Raw genomic sequence first — 20,047 nt, 5'->3', positions numbered from 1 at the left:
ATTAGAATTTCTTAGATATGCGGGAGTCTCACCACAAAGGTAGTGCCTTCATTCTTATGGGAAGATACGGTGAGATCACCTTTGTGAAGGTGAATAATCTTCTGTGTCAAGGTCATGCCTATACCATTCCCGGAAGCTATATTTTTGTTTTCTCCACGATAAAACAGTTTGAACAGGTGTTCTTTATCCGTATCAGACATGCCTACCCCGTTATCAGACAAGCGAATGACGGCCCATTGCTCCCAATAGGCTATCAGGACTGATGAAGTCCGGTTCGAAGAATACTTGCAGTTGTTCTCCACCAAATTTACAAAGGCAGTAGTCAGCAAATAGCTGTTTCCGATAACTGTCAGTACATTATCCTCTTCGGCTTCCTGCTCGAATACTAATTCGATGTGATAATCCGGATGGGCTTTTAAGACTAGTTTTCTGGCATCCAGCAACAGTTCGTCCAGACGGACTTCTTCCATTGTTATTTGTTCCGACTGATAGTCGGCTTTTGCCAGGTTCAATAATCCGTCAATCAGATTAACAATCCGATGGGAATCTTGCAGTGCATTGCCGATAGCTGTCTGATATTGCTCAGAGGTTCGTTCTTTCAATAAAGCTAAATCCAGTTCGGCTATAAGGGCTGCCATGGGGGTACGCAATTCATGAGATACATTACTGACAAACATCTTTTGCGAGTTGAAAGACTTTTCCAGACGTTCCAGCAAAGCATTGAATGTTGTACTCAATTCTCCCAGTTCATCTTGTTTGTTTTTTACGGGTAATCTTTTATCAATATGTGATGCTGTGATTTTCTCCGCTTCTTTCACTATGTTACGTATCGGTTTTAAAGTGCTTCGCGACAGGATATAACCTACAACCACCAATACACTCAATCCTCCGATAAATAATAGAACAAGCATATTTCTTAAGGCATCCCGGTTGGCGTATCCATAACCGTCGTAGGCCGCGGCAGTAACAACATAGTCTTTGCCTTCAAACGGATATATCAGTCCTATTGCCTGATATTCATCCACGTAGAAATTGATGTTTTTCCGCTGCAAAATACGCTTTATCATCTCCGGTGTTTCCTTGATAATATCATTTTGCAGAGCATCGTGATATAATATTTTAAAATCTGTTGTATAGACAGCAACCTCTACTTCATTAATAAACTTCTGATTGTTCAGGTAAATAGACTGCATGGTTTGAGCATCTACTTGATTTTTAAGGAATAAATGTGCTTTGGTTATAGCTTCACTTTGAAGATTACGAAAGAAAGCATTGCTACGCGAATGTTCACTTACATAGTAGACAGCCATTACAAACACGAAAAATACCGCAGCTGTAAGCCCTGCATATTGTAGAGTCAACGTTGTCCTGATCTTCATAATTTATCAGTCAGTATGAAACCCATTCCGGCTTTGGTATGAATAAGTTTCGGTTCAAAATCCCGGTCTATCTTTTTGCGGAGATAGTTGATATATACATCTATAAAATTCGTTCCTGTATCAAAATGGGTATTCCATACTTTCTCCGCTATTTCAACCCTGCTCAATACTCTTTCAGCATTTTCTACCATATATAACAACAGGTTGTATTCTTTAGGAGAAAGTTTAATGGATATACCATTCCGTTCTACGTCTTTCCGTTGAAGATCAATACGTAAATCTGCATAAACAAGTTCCTGTGGTAATTCCTGTGCATTACCTGCCACACGTTTCAACAGCACTTTGATTCTAGCATTTAACTCTCTGAAATCAAAAGGTTTCACCATGTAATCGTCTGCACCGGCGTCGAAACCGTCCAGTTTATCGTTCGTCGATCCTAATGCCGTCAACATCAATATAGGAATATTGGGATTGGTTTTGCGAATTTCTTTCGCCAGTTCAAATCCGTCCATCTTAGGCAGAACGATGTCAGATATAACCAGATCGAATGTATGCGTTTGAAAAAGCCGTAACCCCATCAATCCGTCATAAGCCACCATTGTCTGATAGCCATTTTCCTCCAGTCCGTTCATCAGCAAACTTGCAACCCGGGGTTCATCTTCTATAATTAGTATTGTGTACATAGGAAAGAATTCATTAATCTGAATGTATAAAACGAAACAAAAATAATGATTATTCCCCACTTATAGCCTTTTTCCTTGAAAAATCGGTGAGAAGGCTAAATAAAAAAGGTATCCAACGCAATGTGGATACCTTTATATGATTCATTTACATAAATCGGAAAATGACTCGTCCGGTTTGTGGACCATTTACCCATTTCGGTTGTGAAGAGGGACCACACAAGTCGGTGGAGTTTACTTTATTACGTACCGGAGGAATTACGTTCAGGACAGAGATTCCGCTTTCGGGAAGGGTATAAAGCAAACGGTCGCGGCCATCACGAGGCTGATATACTCCGATATACGCGTCGGGAGTTTCGTTTGTCAGACTGATAGTACCTTCTTTCGTTTGGATATTCATCCAGGAAACATCACCAAAGTATCCTTTGAATTCGGGATATGTGAAAGTCTCGCCTGGAATAGGATCGTTATAGTCGTTCTCCCATACATCGTATTGTGTACCGTGAATACGGTTTTGCCATACACGGTAAGGTCCGGCACCCAGCCAGCGTTTGCTGATTACCTGATCTTCAGGATAGTCGAAACGAATACCCATCAAGTCTACGACACCGGAGAAATTGTAGGTATAATCCAAAGCCAATTTCCCACTCGGGTTAATTGTCCATTGGGCTTTATCCAGATTGCCCAGTTTATAATTGGCGGTAACAACCAGATCACCTCCGTCTTCTTTCACATCCAGTTTCGTAAATACGGCAGCATCAGGGAATTCACTGTATGTACGGTCTTTTTCTTTTGCTTTCTCATCATCATGGTTATAGAACTGATCCAATGAGCGGTCTGCACGACGGGCTCCAATGAAACGGGGACCATTGGCGAAGTTAATCTTACGGTTATCTACAGATACCCCTTTCAGTTGTCCGTCTTTCTTTGAGAAAATGAATGTACGCTTATTCGCTTTCACAGTAAGATCATTTTCTGTCTCTGTATAAGTAGGACGACTGGACAAGGGAGAAAGCTGTTCAGTCTGCTGATTCAGTTTGTTGACCGGGAAAGTCCAGCGCCAAAGTTCATGACCGTATAGATCGATTGCTGTCAGGAAAAGGGCGTCTGCATTGGGGAGAATATTTGTTTTTATATCCAAAATGCCTGCCGAGTGAGCAGCCACGTCACTGCCTTGCACTTCACCCTCTTTCAACACTTGAGCAGCAGCATTGGAAGCATCTGTTGCCAGCGGGAATTTTACTTGCTTCCAAAGGAAACGGCAAGTATTCAGATTCAGATAATCATAACGGTTTTCTACAGAGAATTTGCCATCAAATTGCTTGTCGATAGAAGTATTCATTATCTGTACCGGACTCCATAACTGCTTGATAGTGTAGTAGCTACCCTCCTTTTCATGATGTGGTCCTACAATACCGTCTGCTCCAAAATTTCCTTGGTTATCAATGAATCCGTCCATATCTACACGCTTCACACCTTCGTCTGCCAATACCCAAAGGAAGCCACCGATACAACGGGGATGCTTGCGCATCATTTCCCAATAATCATATAATCCGGCACCATGGCCGCCATCGTACAAACCATGTAAGAATTCTGTAGGCATAAAGATTTCCGGTAAGCGCATGTAGTTCTGGCTTTCTCCGTAAGAGCGGTAATGCATTGTTTCAAAACCGGAGAAATTACCTTGTGGGTGAATAACCGGACGTTTCTGCGGATCGTATTTATGAAACTCTCCATCCAGTTCGGTATTCCATCCTTTTTCATTACCATTACTCCACCAAATAATAGACGGGTGATTCACGTCACGTTCTATCATACCTTCAATCAGACGTACTCCGGTGGGAGTATCATACTTGCCATGCCAGCCTCCCAATTCATCCATCACATAAAGTCCAAGAGAATCACAGGCTTCCAAAAATTCCGGGTCAGCCGGATAGTGGCTCAAACGGACAGAATTCATATTCATGCTTTTCATCAAAAGAACGTCTTCGATATTCTTCTTTTTACTCAACGTACGTCCACTTTCAGGACGGAAACTATGGCGATTGACACCACGTACATTGATACGTACTCCGTTTATATAAAGTCCGTCGCTTTCGCGTACTTCAATCGTACGGAAACCAAAATTTTCTGTTTCACTATGCAAAACCTTACCGGTCTTATCCAATAGAGAGAATTGCGCTTTATAAAGATTCGGAGTTTCCGCTGTCCATAATGCGGGGTTAGATACATTCAGTTGCAGGGAAGTCCAGTCGCCTCCTGCTTTTACGGGTACGGTGGTTTCCGTTATCTTTTTCCCTTTTTTATCTAAAATCTGTGTACGGATGCTCATTCCGTCATTAGAGATATTTGTGTAGCAGTTGGCACGGAAAGTTCCATCCATCTTTGCGTCAATGGCAATGTGCCGCAGGTTTACGGCTGGTTTCACCTCCAGGAATACCGGACGGAAGATACCGCCAAAATTCCAATAATCAGCACGACGTTCGGCAAGGTTCACACTGGCATTTTCACTTTCTTTGGCAACAGTGACTTCCAGTAAATTTTTCTTGCCATATTTCAGGAAATCCGTGACGTTGTATGAAAAACGATAGAAGGCTCCCTGATGTTTGGAACCAACTTTGCGTCCGTTCACTTTTACTTCCGTATCTGTCATTGAAGCTTCGAATACAAGATTGACCTGTTTGCCGCGAAACTTTTCCGGAACTTCAAATTCGTACTTATACATACCTTTTTCATCGGCAACGCCTTCAGGAAATGGCTTTCCATAGAAAGTGATCCCATACTGATAAGTGCCGAAGCCTTGCAATTCCCAACAGGAAGGTACACCGATTTTCATCCATTTGCCGGAATTGCGTCCGTCGGTACAAAAGAAGTCCCATTCAACCATATCGTCGCATCCGTGACCGGAGAGGTATTGCCTTTCCGTTTGTGGAAGGTTTTGAGCAGCTAGGGTAGTTGCCAACGCTAAGGTCGATAATAAAGTGGTTACTTTTTTCATTGTTACTTTTATAATTGTGTTAGTTATTTATTGCTATCATTGTTTACTACTGATGCGGAGATGCAGAGTCTGTTCTTTTTTCTCTATGGCATATTTCTTCAATACACCCGGTCCGCAACTACTGTTTCCTAATCCAAGTACAGCAGCATCCATATTAAGAATGACTTCCGCACGTGGTTTTAAATTACAATCGTGAGTTTCTTCATAGATGTCCTGTACAGTGTAATGCAGGGCAGATGCAGAAAATGCGTTTTCTACTGCGTCAACACGAATACCTTTATTCTGTTTGTCGGTCAGGGTAAGATAATGCACTTCCTCTTTGTTTCCACTGTCCTGCGGACGTGGATAATGTACGTATTGTTCTGCAACGCTTCCTTTCCAAAGCCCCATCATAGCAGATGTTTTGCGGTCAGGATAGTTATCCTGCGGTCCTCTGCCATACCAGGTAAATGTATTATAAGCAGGCGCCAGGCAGAATGCGATTCCTAAACGGGGAATTTCAGGAAGAACTCCTTGTGGCAAGAAAGTAGTTTTCAGATCAATCGTTCCATCTGAAAAGACCGTATAGACAGAAGTCGTCACCACTTTTCCTTCTTTATATAAATTACTTGTTTGAATCCGGACAATGACCGCCCCGTCTGCACGTTCTTCATAGTGGAAAGATTCCAAATTTATCTGCGGATGATCCATTCCATGCAATTTCCAGTCTTTAGCCAACCAGTTTCCGAAGCTCTTGTCATTATCTGTCGGAGCACGGAAAACCTGAGTGACGGGCTGAACCGGAAAATCATCGGAGTGAGCCAATATTTCTTTGTCCTTATATATAAGGGAAGTCATACTTCCGTTCACTTTCTTTTCCCACTGAACAGAAAAACCGCGCCCACTAATCGATAAAGATTTATCATCCTCTTTCACCTGAAGCGCTCCTTTATTAATCAGATCAGCAGAGGCTAAATCTCCCTTCTGCAAGCAGAATTGTTCCCAGGTCACTTCATGTCCTGCCTTTGCCCAAAGAGCATCCGATTTCAAAACAATGCTTACTTTCAGTTGGCAATCGGAAAGAGTTTTTATCCGGTCTTTCTTTGTCTTGTTACTCAAAGAACTGCTACTTTTCAATGAACGGAAAGTAGGCAAATCGATTGTTTTACTTTCTCCTGGAGCTATTTCCGGCAATGTAATTTCTCCCTGTTCCTTCTGTTTTCCATCTATGGATACAGTCCATAGACAACGATAGGAAGACAAGTCGATGTGATGATTCCGGTTCGTCACTTTCAGCTTTCCTTTTTCCATTTTCAGCTCAACCGGTGCATATACTTTTTTTACCTCCCAATATTTAGGCGTAGTTTCACGGTCACTCATCAGTAATCCATTAAAGCAGAAAGCTTTTAAATTCGGCTTATCGCCAAAGTCACCGCCGTAAGCCACCATGGTACGGCCATCGGGTAATGTCTTGTAGATTCCCTGATCTACCCAATCCCATATAAAGCCACCCAGCATACGGGGATTGCTATATATTTCATCCCAATATTCCTTGAAATTTCCTAATGCATTCCCCATGGAATGCGCATATTCACTCGTCATTACCGGCCGGTCGTCATTGGTACGCTCCGCAATCTCCAGCAACCGTTCCCAGCGTGCATTTTCAGCACGTTCCTTGTCTTCTCCCTCTGCAATGCCGGGATTTAAGTATTCCTGTTTCACCCGGGTATAAAAGCGGCTGATAACATCGACCGTCTTCGGGTCAGGATTTGCGTCCACTCCCTGCGCCCCCTCATAGTGTACAGGGCGAGTGGGATCGAAATCATGCAGCCATGCCGAAATAGCAGCGAAGTTCGGTCCATAACCGCTTTCGTTTCCCATACTCCACATTACAATACATGGATAATTCTTATCACGTTCCGCCATACGGACCGCACGGTCCATAAATGCCGCATGCCAGTCGGGGGTACTTGCGAGTGTTCCACGTAATCCGTGTTCTTCTATATCCGCTTCGTCCATCACGTACAATCCCAAGCTGTCACATAGCTCGTACCAACGGCTGACATTGGGGTAATGGCTGGTGCGTACCGCATTTATATTTGCCTGCTTCATTAAAAGAATATCCTGAAGCATTCGTTCTTCACTCATGACACGTGCCGTCCGTGGATCATGCTCGTGGCGGTTCACTCCACGAAAACGAACCGGATTACCATTCACTAACAGTTGTCCTTTTTTGATTTCTACAGAGCGGAAGCCTACGGCCTGTTCTATCTGTTCTACGACTTTTCCTTCTTCATTTTGGAGAGTTAAGTGTAATTTATAAAGATAGGGTGTTTCTGCCGTCCATCTTTCCGGCGATTTTATAATGGCTGACAAACGTCCCATTTTACGCGGACCACGCTGCGGATACCATTCATTCATCCGGCTTGCTTTATGTTCCAAATCAAGAATATCTTCCACATCGCCTTTCAATGTGGCAACTTCTTTGCCTGAAGCATTCTTCAGTATTCCCTGTAAGATATACCCTTTTCCGGTCATCCCTCTATATACACTGAATTGTGGATCAATCTGCAAAATAAAGTCTTTATAATCACTAGCAGATGCAGGAAGAGTGCGTACTGCATAATCACGGACATGAATATCCGGTGTATGTATCAGATGAATACTACGATGAATACCACCAAAACGCCAGAAGTCCTGATCTTCCAGATAAGAACCGTCACTATACCGGTAGACTTCCAGTGAAATCTGATTTTCTCCGGATTTCAGATACTTCGTGACATTAAATTCACTCGGTTCCATACTGCCTTGGCTATACCCTACCCGCTCACCGTTGAGCCAAACATAAAACGCACTCATCACACCTTCAAAGCGTAGAAAAGTCTGTCCGTTTGCTTCCCATCCGGCTGGCAAAACAAAGGTACGACGATATTGCCCTACCGGGTTTCGTTCTTTATACGTGGTATAGTCAGTTTTCGGTTCTCCCATCACTCGTGGGGGATCTATTTTGAACGGATAACCTGCTGAAACATAGATAGGCGTGCCATATCCGTTCACTTCCCAGTTGGCGGGAACAGGAAAATCCGTCCAATCTTTATCATCAAAATTGATCTGATAAAAATTCAATACTCTTTCATTGGGAACGGGAGTCCAACGAAATTTCCAGGTTCCGTCTAAAGAGATTGAGCAGTCTCCTTTCTGTACAGAGAAAGGGGTAAAAGCGGCTCTTGCCGGTTCACGGTTGATCTGAAGGACATGATGATTCTCCCAATCATGCATTGTTTGTGCCGGTATAGGACTTACAAACAATACGCCAAGCAGTAAAGTATATATTTTCATTCGTTCTTTTTTCTTCATATTAAGTAGACGGACGAAGGGGCATTTTGTACCCCTTTCTTTTACATAAATATTAAAGAACAATAGAAGGAATAACACTCTATGAAGAAAAGCTTTACCTTGTGGCATATAATTACTTCTAATATTATTATGATGAAAAAACTACTATTTAGCAGCCTTTTTTTATTAAGTAGCCTTGTTTCACAAGCACAACACGAGTATACAATTCAAGGTTTACCAATAAGGGAGAAATACTGGCTTTGTATGACAGACTAAACGAAGAGCAGAAAGCTTCCATTGAAGGACAAGAAATCAGGGTTAATCTCTTTCCTCCTAAAACGGTGAAGGAAGGAGATGATATGGCAGATGCCGATCTTTTTGATTTAGATGGAAAAATTCATCATTTGGCTGATTTCAAAGGGAAATATATGTTACTTGATTTCTGGAGTAGCAGTTGTGGTCCCTGTATCATGGCTTTGCCCGAAATTAAAGATGCGTAGATATTTGGATGTGCCCAAACGCGAGATGAGTATTACCCAAAACACGAATAGAAAAGTTGTTAATTATCCAAGTTTTGAATCGACCAATACTGATATTCTTGAAGTGAAGCAGATTGAATTGACTGATACAGCCACTATCGTTCACTTCTATGCATATCATATACCCCACTACTGGATACAAGTAAGTGCAAATGCCAAATTAGTAGACGAGCAAGGTGTATCATATACATTACAAAAAGCTGACGGCATTACCCCCGGTGAGCATTTCTTTCTACCTGAAAGTGGAGAAGCCGAATTTTCCCTAACTTTCAAGCCATTACCTCTCAATACAAAATTATTCAATTTCACGGAAGGAACAGCCAAAAACGACTGGCAAATAAATGGGATAAAACTTTTTAAATAAATAAAAACGGGACACTTGGAAGTATGTATAACTCTTCAATGTCCCGTTTTTATTTATTGAATATCCAATGCGTCAAAAGCAATTCCGTCCATATTTTCTGCAGAAAGTAATACTTTATAATGTCCGGCATTGATAAAGGTTCCGGTAGTGGTGCTCATCATCTTCCATTTATCCGGTGTCTCCGGGAAGTTCAATACATCCTCTTTCAATATTACTCCCTTTGAATCAATGAATTTCATCAAAACAGGTATTGGTTTTCCGGTAGTGTTCATATATTTAAAACGAAGCGCGTACACTTGTGCCAATCCGGTAGAAACATTCCATTCAATGCTGTTGCCTTTTCCTTTACCAAAAAACACTCCCATCTGTTTGCGATGTTCTTTCTTTTGGAATTTGCCTTTCAGCACAGCTGTTTCCGCTTCGTATGATATACTGATACGGGCATTCTTGTCTTCCGGAAGCAACTCTTTCGGAGTCTTTTCCATCACTTCTTTATCCGCCTTTTCCCAACTCCAGCCGGACGCAGGGAATATCGTCGGTTTCAGTTTCTGATCTGTGCTGGCAATAGCAATGCCCGAAATCAAGGCTTGTCCTGCTTTCACTTCCGGAAAATGAATTTTCAACATTCCACCCTTCACTGTGGCATATACTATTTTCTTACAAACTCCGTCATGACCGCTTTCAGCCCAAATGTCCAAGTCGTCTAATACAACAGAATCATTCACAGCAACATCGAATATACGCAGCCCTTCACAGTCGGTAGAAGCACTTCCGCCCGTACCATGCCAAGGTTCTGTGAAATACAGTTCAATACGATATGTTCCGTCTGCCACAGGGAAACGATATTCCAACTGATGACGTCCGAAGCGGAAATGTTGGAATACCGTCCAGTCACGGGTGCCACGAATCGGATCATTGGTGGTACGTTGACTGGCAAGATAAGGATTCAGATCCTTAAAATTCTCCGCCCATGAGCGGGAATAATTCGTATTGTCCTGCAACCACAACTGTCCGAAACTATCTGTATAATCATCCCCTCCACAGTTGAGACGATACAGATAATTATATCCTGCCTCTCCTTTCAATATCTTTTTATCATCCTGATAAAGAAGTTCGAAGTTAGGGGCTTGTTCCAAACCATTGAATACTATCAGGTCTTCTGCTACCGGCTTACCTTTGTAATACCCTACAGCACGAAGTATGTTATAACGAATATCCCGGTTTTCCCACATAAAATGAGTGCCTGTTCCGTTGTTCTTTTTACGTCCGAGGAAGGTTGTCTTTTCATTTGTCAGATCGTTGTATAGCAATACAGAATCACAATTGCTGTAAGCCTCGATGGTGGCACGGCGACGTCCTTTTTCAAAACGGTCGGTCCATGTATGTGATACCAGGTAAACCATCGGGTCTTTCGCAGCCGGAACATAGTTGGCACGATACATATAATATACGTCCAACGGTTCTTCCCACGGAGTAACCAATCCTTTATAATTGAACGGACCTACTTTATCTATTTTGCGATACGCTTCATCCGGCTGGCGACGTCCGGGATTATCATGACTGCTGTATATCCACTGGAATTGTCCGCAAACACTATCTTTAGCCTGTTCTGCCAAACGGATTTTAGTTTCCATCAGCTGACACATACGGTCTTCACTCCACACTCCGTTCACCTGGAAATCTCCCGGTTCCGTATGCAGGTCGATACTTCTCCACGCTCCATATTCCCCATTCAATAATTGGTTCGCTTGAGAGAGCTCACGACCATATTTTGTCACATCTCCTCCATACGTACCACTCCAATTTTGAATCACATTCCAGTCTGTACCTTCACCGCCATTACAGGTTGTTATGACACGCATTGTCTTGGCAGTCGGGTCCATCTCCCGGATAAGATCACTGCACTCCTGTGCGAACTCACGAGGCAAAGTGCTTTCATTCTGCAATCCCCACATCACCACTGACGGAGAATTACGACGTTCTTTCACCCATTGACGAAGCAATTTTTTAAAGTTCTCACGAAACTCCGGAGTGTCATACCACACGTGGGCAGAAAACTGTGTCCAAAACAAGATTCCCTCTTCATCCCAATACTTCTGATAATCGAGATGATGGGGCTGATGGGCATCCCGGAATGCATTGAAACCGGCTGCGCGTATCTGTTTTACCCTTGCAGCGACCTGTTCATTGCTGAACGCATGACTTTGTCCGAACTGATGTTCATACTCGCATACTCCATTGATAAATACCGGCTTTCCATTCAGGTAAAAACGTCCGTCTCCATCGTTTCGTTTTACCGGCCAGCTAATGGTACGAATACCGAAGGGTGTCGAAATTTCATCTGTCGTCTTCGTATCACGCTTAATCATGCTGGCTAATTTATAGAGATATGGATTTTCCGTATTCCACAAGACAGGATTCTCAACAGGAGCCTGTTGGCGGATAACTTTCATTTCTCCCGGAGCTAAAGTAACTTTCTCAACCAAACGGAAAACTTGTTTTCCATCAGCATTGCTTAGTTTATTGACCAACTCTACCGTTTCTGTTGTTTTACTATAATTCTTAACCTCTGTTTCAACAAATACGTTAGCGGCCTTTTCATCATTCCAAATATGTACACCAAAAGGTTCTATGCGAATCTCATCTGTTACTTCCAATACCACAGGACGGAAGATACCTAACGGCTGGGACCCCTCACTGAATCCCCATTCCGACGAACATCCTCCACATACCCAAGGCATATCGGCAATCATTTCAGGATGCTCTGCTTTCACTTCCAGGCGATTTACTCCCTGTTTTAATTCATCTGTGACATCCAAAGTCAACGTAGTGCGCCCTATGGGATGACGACCGAAGTCCTTTCCATTCACTGTAATGGTGGCATATGTACCCACTCCATCAAAACGAAGGAAATACCGTTTCCCGGATTTTACATCCGCTGTGAAATCTTTCACATACATAGCCGTTCCATGCATGTTTCCATGTGTCAACTGGCGGTATCCATAATAATCGTCCCAATTATGAGGAATATTCACCGTTTTTGCAGGCATCATAAAATGACCTTTCAAATGAGTTGCCTCTGTAATCCAGGTTTTCCAACCCTCATTCAATGTCGTGATCTGCCGGCGATTCTTACTCTCCGGAGTCGGGAAACGGACAGCCGAACGTCCCATCGGCTTACTGGTAGCTATGGCAATGCCACGTTGCTCTGCGTTGTTTACCGCACAATAGAAATGATAAACCACTCCATCATGTTTTACCACATAGCTCTTATGAGCAAACAGTTCATCGTAGTTCTTGGAAGGGATAATCAAGTCGGCTCCTTTCCAATCGGTCCAGTTCACCAAATCATAACTGGCAGCAAATGTATTGAATGCTTTATATTTGCGCGAAGGTTCAAAAGCCGAGAAGTAGAACATCACATATACATCTCCCATCTTTTGGATATGCGCATCTCCTGTAATGGTTCCATCAGCTTCATGCGCAAAGACCGGATTTCCGGAGTAGCGTTTCCATGTCTTCATATCTTTGGAAAGCGCAATGCCGACACGTTCGCCTTTTAAATCCGTTTCCGGATGACGGCCGCCCGCGTTGTAATACATCACAAACGGAGCTCCCAATGTTTTATCTTTATCCCAATAAACAGTACTCTTATATTGAGTCAGTTTTTCCCACCATTGGGCATCTTTATCATGGATGCTCAAAATCGGTTTGTCCAGAGATTCCCATTCATGTGCCGTAGAAATATCTTCTTTCGTCCATGCCAGTCCGACATAAAGCGGGGCTTTTACAGCTTCGTAGCCCGTTCCTTCACCACCGATATAAGTCATCCAATGGCGACCTTTATAAGTCTGAAGCTCATAGCTTCCACCCCATTCCATATCCGGTAATGCAGGAAATCCGCCACGCTGATTGCAGTCCCATTTTCCGTCCCGATAAGAAAGAACCCGTCCCAAAGTGCGCCATTCGAGTAGATTGTCACTTTCTGCTATCCACGTTTCGTAACCACGACCATCGGTTCCACCTTTACCGTTGTAAACCACATAAGTCATCAGCCACTTGTTCCCCTGGCGAAAAACGGTAGGACAATCAATCTTATGATAATTGTCTGCCGGGACAACTGCAAGCCCGTATTTGTATGGTGTCTTTACTTCCTCGTAAATCTGCTCCATTCGTTGCTGCGGAACTTCCCGTTGCGCATATAGAGAGAAAGTGGTAGTTATACTAAAAACTGCCAACAATAACTTCTTCATGATACTTTTCATCTATAATCATTAAATTAATGATCCGGTGTATCACTGTCTGTCTTAAGAAATGAAACAAACAGTTACACACCGGATTTCTAATGAGATTAGTAAAACAACCAATCCATTGTCTCTTCATCCCCGGCAAGCCCGGCATTACGAACTTTCGTTTCCGCAGCCGTGAATCCTAGCACTTGCAGATAACCTTTGGGTAACATCAACGTATGCTTTCCAGCCGGAAAACTATATGCATGCACATTTGCCAAAGGCATTCCATTGATACGGACAGCATTCGTCAACACGGGTTCCGCCTGACCGTAATCATTGGCTGACGCATCGATTTCCAGTTTCGGAGCTTTTGCATATTTTTTCTGGTCGTCTTTGAAATAAGCGACTAACAATTTCACCGGAGCATCCGTTTCGAAAGTGATGCTTGTACCTTTCTCTCTCTGCTCATTTCCATTAAAGCGGAATGCCTTCATTCCTTTCAATTCCGGAGCTACTGCTTCTATCTTGCCTGGAACATCCACAAATAAAGAAGTCCCCTCATCCACTTTCACTGTCGGATAATTAGAGATCAGTTTCACGTTTGCAGGAGTCCAGGCAGCAATCTCGACAGTTTCAGTCACTGCATTTCCATTCTGTTTTTCTTTCAACAAAGCGAGGTTGGCTTTGAAATTCTCCAATTCCTTTTCATAGTGTACCAACAATTCTTTCCAAGTCTTATTTTTTCCATCATCTCCACCGATAGGAATACGACGTTGGGCAGTCTGCATACTGTTGGCGTACAAGTAATGTTCGTCCGTCAGCTCCACCAATTTGCGATAGTGTTCCAGGCTTTGTTCCATCAAAGGAATAGCTTCTTCAAGATTCTTAATCTCTTTTCCCCATTGATAATCCAATACCAGTTTGGCAGCTTTCACTTTCAGGTTGAACGCATACGCAAACTCACGATAGCAATGCATATCATTCTGCAAACGTGCAAATTCATCCTTATTTGAAGAGACGGAACCTGCTGCTTTATCAATAGCCGCTACCGCTTTATCTCCATGTTCTATTGCTTGAGCAACAATATCCAAAGGCATTTCACCTACATGAGGTTGCTTTTTCCATTCTTTCTCTACATACTCTATCAGCTTCTCCCCTTCCGGTCCGCAGCTTTCATAGAATCCCGGATAGATCGTATATTTGTATGGATTGACAAGCTGGCTCATAAACATACCCAGTAATAACGTTTGGCGATTTCCTTCTGTGATACCGAAACGACGTAACAACTTCGGAGCAATCTCTCCGCTTTCTTCGTATGCTACACGGATATTGCTTGCATTTTCGTCAGAGGTTCCATAGAATTTGCCTAACTGATGGTTCCAGTAACCCATTTCGTCTGTACGGTCGCGATGGCAGTTCCACGCATAGCGTCCCCAAGTCTGATACCAGATCCAATCACGATCCAACTGGAATTCACGTTCATTGTTTGGTAATTTGTCAGCCGTATAAGGCCAGTCCCAATATGAAGCCTGTGGATAAAGGTGCAACGCATTGGCACCATGTATATTGTGCATGGCAGTTACCGCCTTCTGAACGAAATCCGGAGAACCCCAGCGGAACGGTTCCAAATTTGCCAGGATATGTACGTTACTGATATGAATGGAACCCAACGAACTCAAATCCGTATGAATTTTCGACCAAGGACCACGAGGTTCGTATGTAGTCAACGATTCACCATTATACTTATGCATCGTATAAAGATTCTTATAGAGTGGCAAGGCAGCGTCCATCACCAGTTTGCAGTCCGTGTCGTGCGCACGCAACAAAAGAGGCGGTTCATCCGTACGTCCCAATGCCTGTAATCCGTCTTTCACTCCGGGAATAATTGTTTTTGTAAACCATTCCACATCGTCCTCCACTGTACACATCGCTTCACCCAGACAAACAAGTAATCCTACATTGGGATACTTCTCAATGAAAGCGGCAATACTCTTACGTGTATAATCGGCAATCAGAGGAGTTATAGGACGGTTACGGTCCTGAGTTTTCAAACCGTAATGTTCTGCAAACGGTTTGGAAAGAATGATATTATAAAACATCTGTATTACAAAGATACCGCGCTTGTCTGCTTCTTCTGTGAGGAAAGAGAACATTTCTTCATTCATTTTGAATGTTTCTTCATCTACTTCCAGTGCAAACGGATAATCTTCCAGTTTCACCAATGACGCAAACGGATGGCCATTCCAAAGGTACAGTGAATTCATGCGGTTGGCAACCAGCATATCCAAGTATTTAATCCACTGTTCTTTATCATAAAACCAAGGGAAACTTTCCGGCGTATACGGATATTCGTACACACCATGTCCCGGCAGGTAGGTCATCTTCTGTAATCCTACACATGCACCACGCAATACCATTTCAGGACCGTCTTTCAGTTCCTCCGGGAAGTTCAATTTACCATCCGAATCATTCACACGGTCGATCAGTTCACGGCATCCGTAAATGACACCACTTCCATCCTTGCCGGACACTCTGGTCAGATTGCCCGTCGTCGAAATATGAAAACCTTCTTTCTTGAGTGTCGTGTCATTTACTTCCGTCAACAGAATCGTTTTGATTTCAGTATCGGAGAATGTAGTGTCTCCCTGTTGCATTATTACCTGATAACCGGCTTTATCCAAGGTAGTCTGTAACTGCTCCGCACCAAACAGAACACGATTTGACGCATCCGGCGGAGTCATAATCTTCACGGTTTGCCTGCCACACGCTGCTAAAAAAAGTGTGCATGCCGCAAACATGAATAATCTGGTATTTTTCATTCTTCTGATATATATTATAGATTATATAATTCACTTCTTCACTAAGAGAAAGACGAAATAATCCCCTGTTTGTACTCATTCGTCTCTTTTTCCACTTTTCAGCACCAAATTTCCACTTTCATCCTGCTGTGATATGCAAACGCCTCATTATTTAAAAGTTATGCTTATCTTTGTCGGCTAGCGTCTTATAATATAAAACAGAAAACAAGAGCAAACAATATGAAAGAACAAACAAATTATGACTATGAAAAATACGTTCAGATAGCACAGATGGCCAAAATGGGATGGTGGGAGTCAGATTTGAAGAATAAAGAATATATCTGCTCTGACTTTATTGTTGACTTACTCGGCCTTGAAAGTAACCATATCAGTTTCACCGAATTCCATCAAAGAATACGTGAAGACCACCGATCGCGTCTTAAAAACGAATACATGTCTCTCTCTAATCTGGAGACATACGAACAAATGTTCCCAGTTCGGGCAAAAGACGGGGAAATCTGGGTGTATTCTAGAATTAAGATTCAGAAACCCGATAAAGAGGGATATAAAAATATGATCGGTTACCTTCAATGTATAGATAGGCCTATTGAGCGTTCAAATGATAACATTAATTTTCTTCAGGTAAACAGTCTGCTCTATCAACAAAACAGCATTTCTTATTCATTGCTTGCTTTCTTACAATGCGATGATATACCACAAGTCATTAACCGGATATTAGGAGACATACTCAAACAATTCAAAGGAGACCGTACTTATATCGTCGAAATAGATAGAAAGAAACAGGTACAGAATTGTATGTATGAAGCAACGGCTGAAGGAGTGTCCGAAGAACGGGATAATCTACAAAATATACTTTGGGATGACTCTTTCTGGTGGAACCGCCAGATCACGGACAGAAAATCTATCATCTTGAATACATTGGATGAAATGCCTTCAGAGGCGCAGGAATACCGTAATCTTTTAGAAGCCCAGAATATTAAATCACTGATGGCTGTTCCCCTCATAGCGAAAGATGAAGTGTGGGGATATATGGGTGTTGACATGGTCAGCGTATGCCGTAGTTGGAGTAATGTCGATCTTCAGTGGTTTTCTTCTTTGGCTAACATCATCAGTATTTGCATTGAATTACGAAAATCCGAGTTACAGGCCAAAGAAGATCGTCTTGCTTTGGACAACAGTGAAAAGATCATGAGAAACATCTACAAGAATCTTCCGGCAGGTGTCGAACTTTATGACGAAGATGGTTATTTGGTAGACATTAATGATAAAGAACTTGAAATATTCGGTTTATCAGATAAAAGCAAAGCTTTGGGAATCAACATGTTCGACAATCCGAATATTCCTTTAGAGATAAAAGAAAAGTTGAAAGCAAAGGAAAATGTAGATTTTTCCATCAATTATGATTTCTCAAAAATAAACCGGTATATAGACACTCATAAGAAAGGGATTATCAATCTTACTACAAAAGTGACCTCTCTCTATGATTCTCAAAATCAGTTTATCAACCATTTATTTATCAATATAGATACGACGGAAACAGCCAATGCATATACCAAGATACAGGAGTTTGAGAATCTGTTTCTTCTAATCGGTGATTACGCCAAGGTAGGATTTGCTCATTTCAATGTATTGACAAGAGACGGGTATGCCCAAGATACATGGTACAGAAATTTGGGAGAGAAAGAAGGTATTCCCATGCCACAGGTTATCGGAGTATATGCACATGTGGTTCCTGAAGATCAAGCTGTTCTGAAAAACTTTGTACGCGAAGTGAAAGAGGGAAAAGCAACCAGTTTGCGTAAAGAAGTTCGTGTATGCAGGGAGAATGGTAAATATACATGGACCAGCATTAATGTTATGGTCAGAGATTATCGTCCGCAAGACGGCATTATTGAGATGTTGTGTATCAATTATGACATCACGCCATTGAAAGAGACTGAACAGAAATTGATTATTGCCCGTGATAAAGCGGAAGAACTGGATCGTCTGAAGTCGGCTTTCCTGGCTAACATGAGTCATGAGATCCGTACTCCTCTCAATGCTATTGTCGGCTTTTCCAGTCTTCTGGCAGAAACGGATAGCAGAAGCGAACGGCAGGAATACATTAAGATTGTGCAAGAGAATAATGAACTTCTTTTGCAACTGATCTCGGACATTCTCGATCTTTCGAAAATCGAAGCGGGAACATTCAATTTTGTATACACCAATGTAGATGTTAATGAGACTTGTTCTGAAATTATCAAATCAATGGGCATGAAAGTAGGTAAAGGTGTTGAACTGATTTTGGAGGAACCATTCCCTGAATGTTATATCTATACGGATAAAAACAGATTCACTCAAGTGATCAGTAACTTTATAAATAACGCATTAAAGTTCACCCGGCAAGGTAGTATCACCCTGGGATATGAACAAGTATCCCATCAGAAAATAAAATTCTATGTGCGCGACACCGGAATGGGAATACCGGAAGAAAAGCAAAAGAGCGTATTTGAACGTTTTGTGAAGCTGAATACTTTTGTTCAGGGTACAGGACTCGGACTTTCTATCTGCAAAAGCATTGTTTCCCAAATGGGAGGAGAAATTGGCGTGGATTCGACCGAAGGAGTAGGCTCCTGCTTCTGGTTTACACATCCGTACCACGCTGCTGATTAGACTGACTATAAAAGGAATTGTCCGAATGTTTGGTTTCTCAATATTGATATGATCAAAACAGTGTAAAGGCCGAAACAACATCAATGCGATATATACAAATATATCTATACACTTATAATAATGAACGACCTTTACAACTTGTTTTTTATAACTATTCAAAGTTTATTCCTTTTCTCATTTCAGTAGCGCTTCCACCATTACAGGAAAATGATCTGAAGAGTACTTATTATACTTTATATCATCATCAATGGTGTGATAAGAAAGTATTTTTATTTTTGGAGTCACAAAAATAAAATCTATGCGCTTAGCTGTTTTTCCTGTTTTGTCATAGGCATAAAAACTACCTGACGGTCCTTTGGGAGGTGTCAGAGTACATTCATATGAATCTAGCAATAAATTATCTCTCAGGAGAAGTTGTATCGGTTCTTCGTCCGGAGTAGCATTAAAATCACCGGTGCAAAAGGTCGGTTTACCTTTAGCGATCTTCTTTACCTGTTCCAACAACATGAACGAAGATTGTCGCCTTGCTTCTGTTGCTTCATGATCCGTATGTGAATTAAATACATAGAATTTCTTCCCAGACCGGAGATCTTTAAAATATCCCCAAGTACAAATCCGACGACAACGTGCTCCCCAACCATAAGAAGGTATATCCGGAGTTTCCGAATACCAGAAATCACCATGTTTCAACACCTTAAAGCGATCTTTTTTATAATAAATAGCACAATGTTCTCCTTTATTATCCCCGTCACGATCACGACCGATATAAGAATATTCGTTCAGAATCATCATATCCTTTAATTGAGAGGTACGTCCTTCCTGTATGGCAAACATATCGAATTTATTCCGTCGTACAACATCCACCAATGCGTTCAGACGGACTTCCCAAGCCTTATCCCCCTTGTCTCCTTTGGTACGGATGTTATAAGATGCAAGGCGAATAATATCTTCTGGCTTCGTTTTGTCCAAGTTGGAAGATTTTGCCGGAAGACATCCGGCAAAAAGTAAAATCAAAAGTAGAAAATAATATTTCTTATTTATAGAATACTTCATATTACAAATCATTAAA

Annotated in this window: 8 protein-coding genes and 1 pseudogene; 2 read left to right on the top strand and 7 right to left on the bottom strand. The window is 42.0% G+C overall.

The window, feature by feature from the left end; translation table 11 throughout:
• Window positions 1-11: 11 nt before the first annotated feature.
• From I2I04_RS07785 to I2I04_RS07770, 4 genes are all read right to left on the bottom strand, one after another.
• Window positions 12-1,379 (bottom strand): ATP-binding protein, encoded by a 1,368-nt coding sequence (locus tag I2I04_RS07785; protein ID WP_143260163.1) that lies wholly within the window; start codon window positions 1,377-1,379, stop codon window positions 12-14.
• Window positions 1,376-2,062 (bottom strand): response regulator transcription factor, encoded by a 687-nt coding sequence (locus tag I2I04_RS07780; RefSeq protein ID WP_120079976.1) that lies wholly within the window; start codon window positions 2,060-2,062, stop codon window positions 1,376-1,378. The genes I2I04_RS07785 and I2I04_RS07780 overlap by 4 nt, the downstream gene beginning before the upstream one ends.
• Before the next feature lie 145 nt (window positions 2,063-2,207).
• Entirely contained in the window at window positions 2,208-5,057 is a 2,850-nt protein-coding gene (locus I2I04_RS07775) for a glycoside hydrolase family 2 protein (RefSeq protein WP_195654731.1), read from the bottom strand.
• Between the two features lie 36 nt (window positions 5,058-5,093).
• On the bottom strand, window positions 5,094-8,393 hold the full coding sequence (locus I2I04_RS07770) for a glycoside hydrolase family 2 TIM barrel-domain containing protein (RefSeq protein ID WP_195654730.1): 3,300 nt from the start codon (window positions 8,391-8,393) through the stop codon (window positions 5,094-5,096).
• A 200-nt stretch (window positions 8,394-8,593) separates the two neighbouring features.
• On the opposite strand from I2I04_RS07770, the pseudogene I2I04_RS07765 reads away from it, so the two are divergent.
• A pseudogene (locus tag I2I04_RS07765) lies at window positions 8,594-9,275 on the top strand (hypothetical protein); the annotation flags it as partial.
• 53 nt (window positions 9,276-9,328) lie between these two features.
• Here I2I04_RS07765 and I2I04_RS07760 read toward each other — a convergent pair.
• The gene (locus I2I04_RS07760) at window positions 9,329-13,528 is read right to left on the bottom strand and encodes a malectin domain-containing carbohydrate-binding protein (RefSeq protein ID WP_195654729.1); all 4,200 of its coding nucleotides are present in this window, start codon (window positions 13,526-13,528) and stop codon (window positions 9,329-9,331) included.
• Window positions 13,529-13,626: 98 nt separating this feature from the next.
• Window positions 13,627-16,326, bottom strand: coding sequence for a hypothetical protein (locus I2I04_RS07755; RefSeq protein ID WP_195654728.1), 2,700 nt, complete (start codon window positions 16,324-16,326; stop codon window positions 13,627-13,629).
• Between the two features lie 219 nt (window positions 16,327-16,545).
• Between I2I04_RS07755 and I2I04_RS07750 the strand changes: the two genes are divergently transcribed.
• Complete coding sequence (locus I2I04_RS07750; protein WP_195654727.1) at window positions 16,546-18,978, top strand: ATP-binding protein; 2,433 nt, start codon at window positions 16,546-16,548, stop codon at window positions 18,976-18,978.
• Window positions 18,979-19,152: 174 nt separating this feature from the next.
• On the opposite strand, the gene I2I04_RS07745 is transcribed toward I2I04_RS07750, so the two are convergent.
• Window positions 19,153-20,043, bottom strand: a complete 891-nt coding sequence (locus I2I04_RS07745) for an endonuclease/exonuclease/phosphatase family protein (RefSeq protein WP_195471410.1) — start codon at window positions 20,041-20,043, stop codon at window positions 19,153-19,155.
• Window positions 20,044-20,047: the final 4 nt, after the last annotated feature.

This window comes from Bacteroides sp. 1001136B_160425_E2, from assembly GCF_015559655.1.
Classification (GTDB): domain Bacteria; phylum Bacteroidota; class Bacteroidia; order Bacteroidales; family Bacteroidaceae; genus Bacteroides; species Bacteroides luhongzhouii.
The sequence above is the reverse complement of the archived record's forward strand: the minus strand, read 5'-3'. Positions and strand labels throughout refer to the sequence as shown.

Coding starts and splice junctions, on each gene's coding strand:
- I2I04_RS07785 (WP_143260163.1), bottom strand. CDS start 1,379: ATGAAGATCAGGACAACGTTGACTCTACAATATGCAGGGCTTACAGCT.
- I2I04_RS07780 (WP_120079976.1), bottom strand. CDS start 2,062: ATGTACACAATACTAATTATAGAAGATGAACCCCGGGTTGCAAGTTTG.
- I2I04_RS07775 (WP_195654731.1), bottom strand. CDS start 5,057: ATGAAAAAAGTAACCACTTTATTATCGACCTTAGCGTTGGCAACTACC.
- I2I04_RS07770 (WP_195654730.1), bottom strand. CDS start 8,393: ATGAAGAAAAAAGAACGAATGAAAATATATACTTTACTGCTTGGCGTA.
- I2I04_RS07760 (WP_195654729.1), bottom strand. CDS start 13,528: ATGAAGAAGTTATTGTTGGCAGTTTTTAGTATAACTACCACTTTCTCT.
- I2I04_RS07755 (WP_195654728.1), bottom strand. CDS start 16,326: ATGAAAAATACCAGATTATTCATGTTTGCGGCATGCACACTTTTTTTA.
- I2I04_RS07750 (WP_195654727.1), top strand. CDS start 16,546: ATGAAAGAACAAACAAATTATGACTATGAAAAATACGTTCAGATAGCA.
- I2I04_RS07745 (WP_195471410.1), bottom strand. CDS start 20,043: ATGATTTGTAATATGAAGTATTCTATAAATAAGAAATATTATTTTCTA.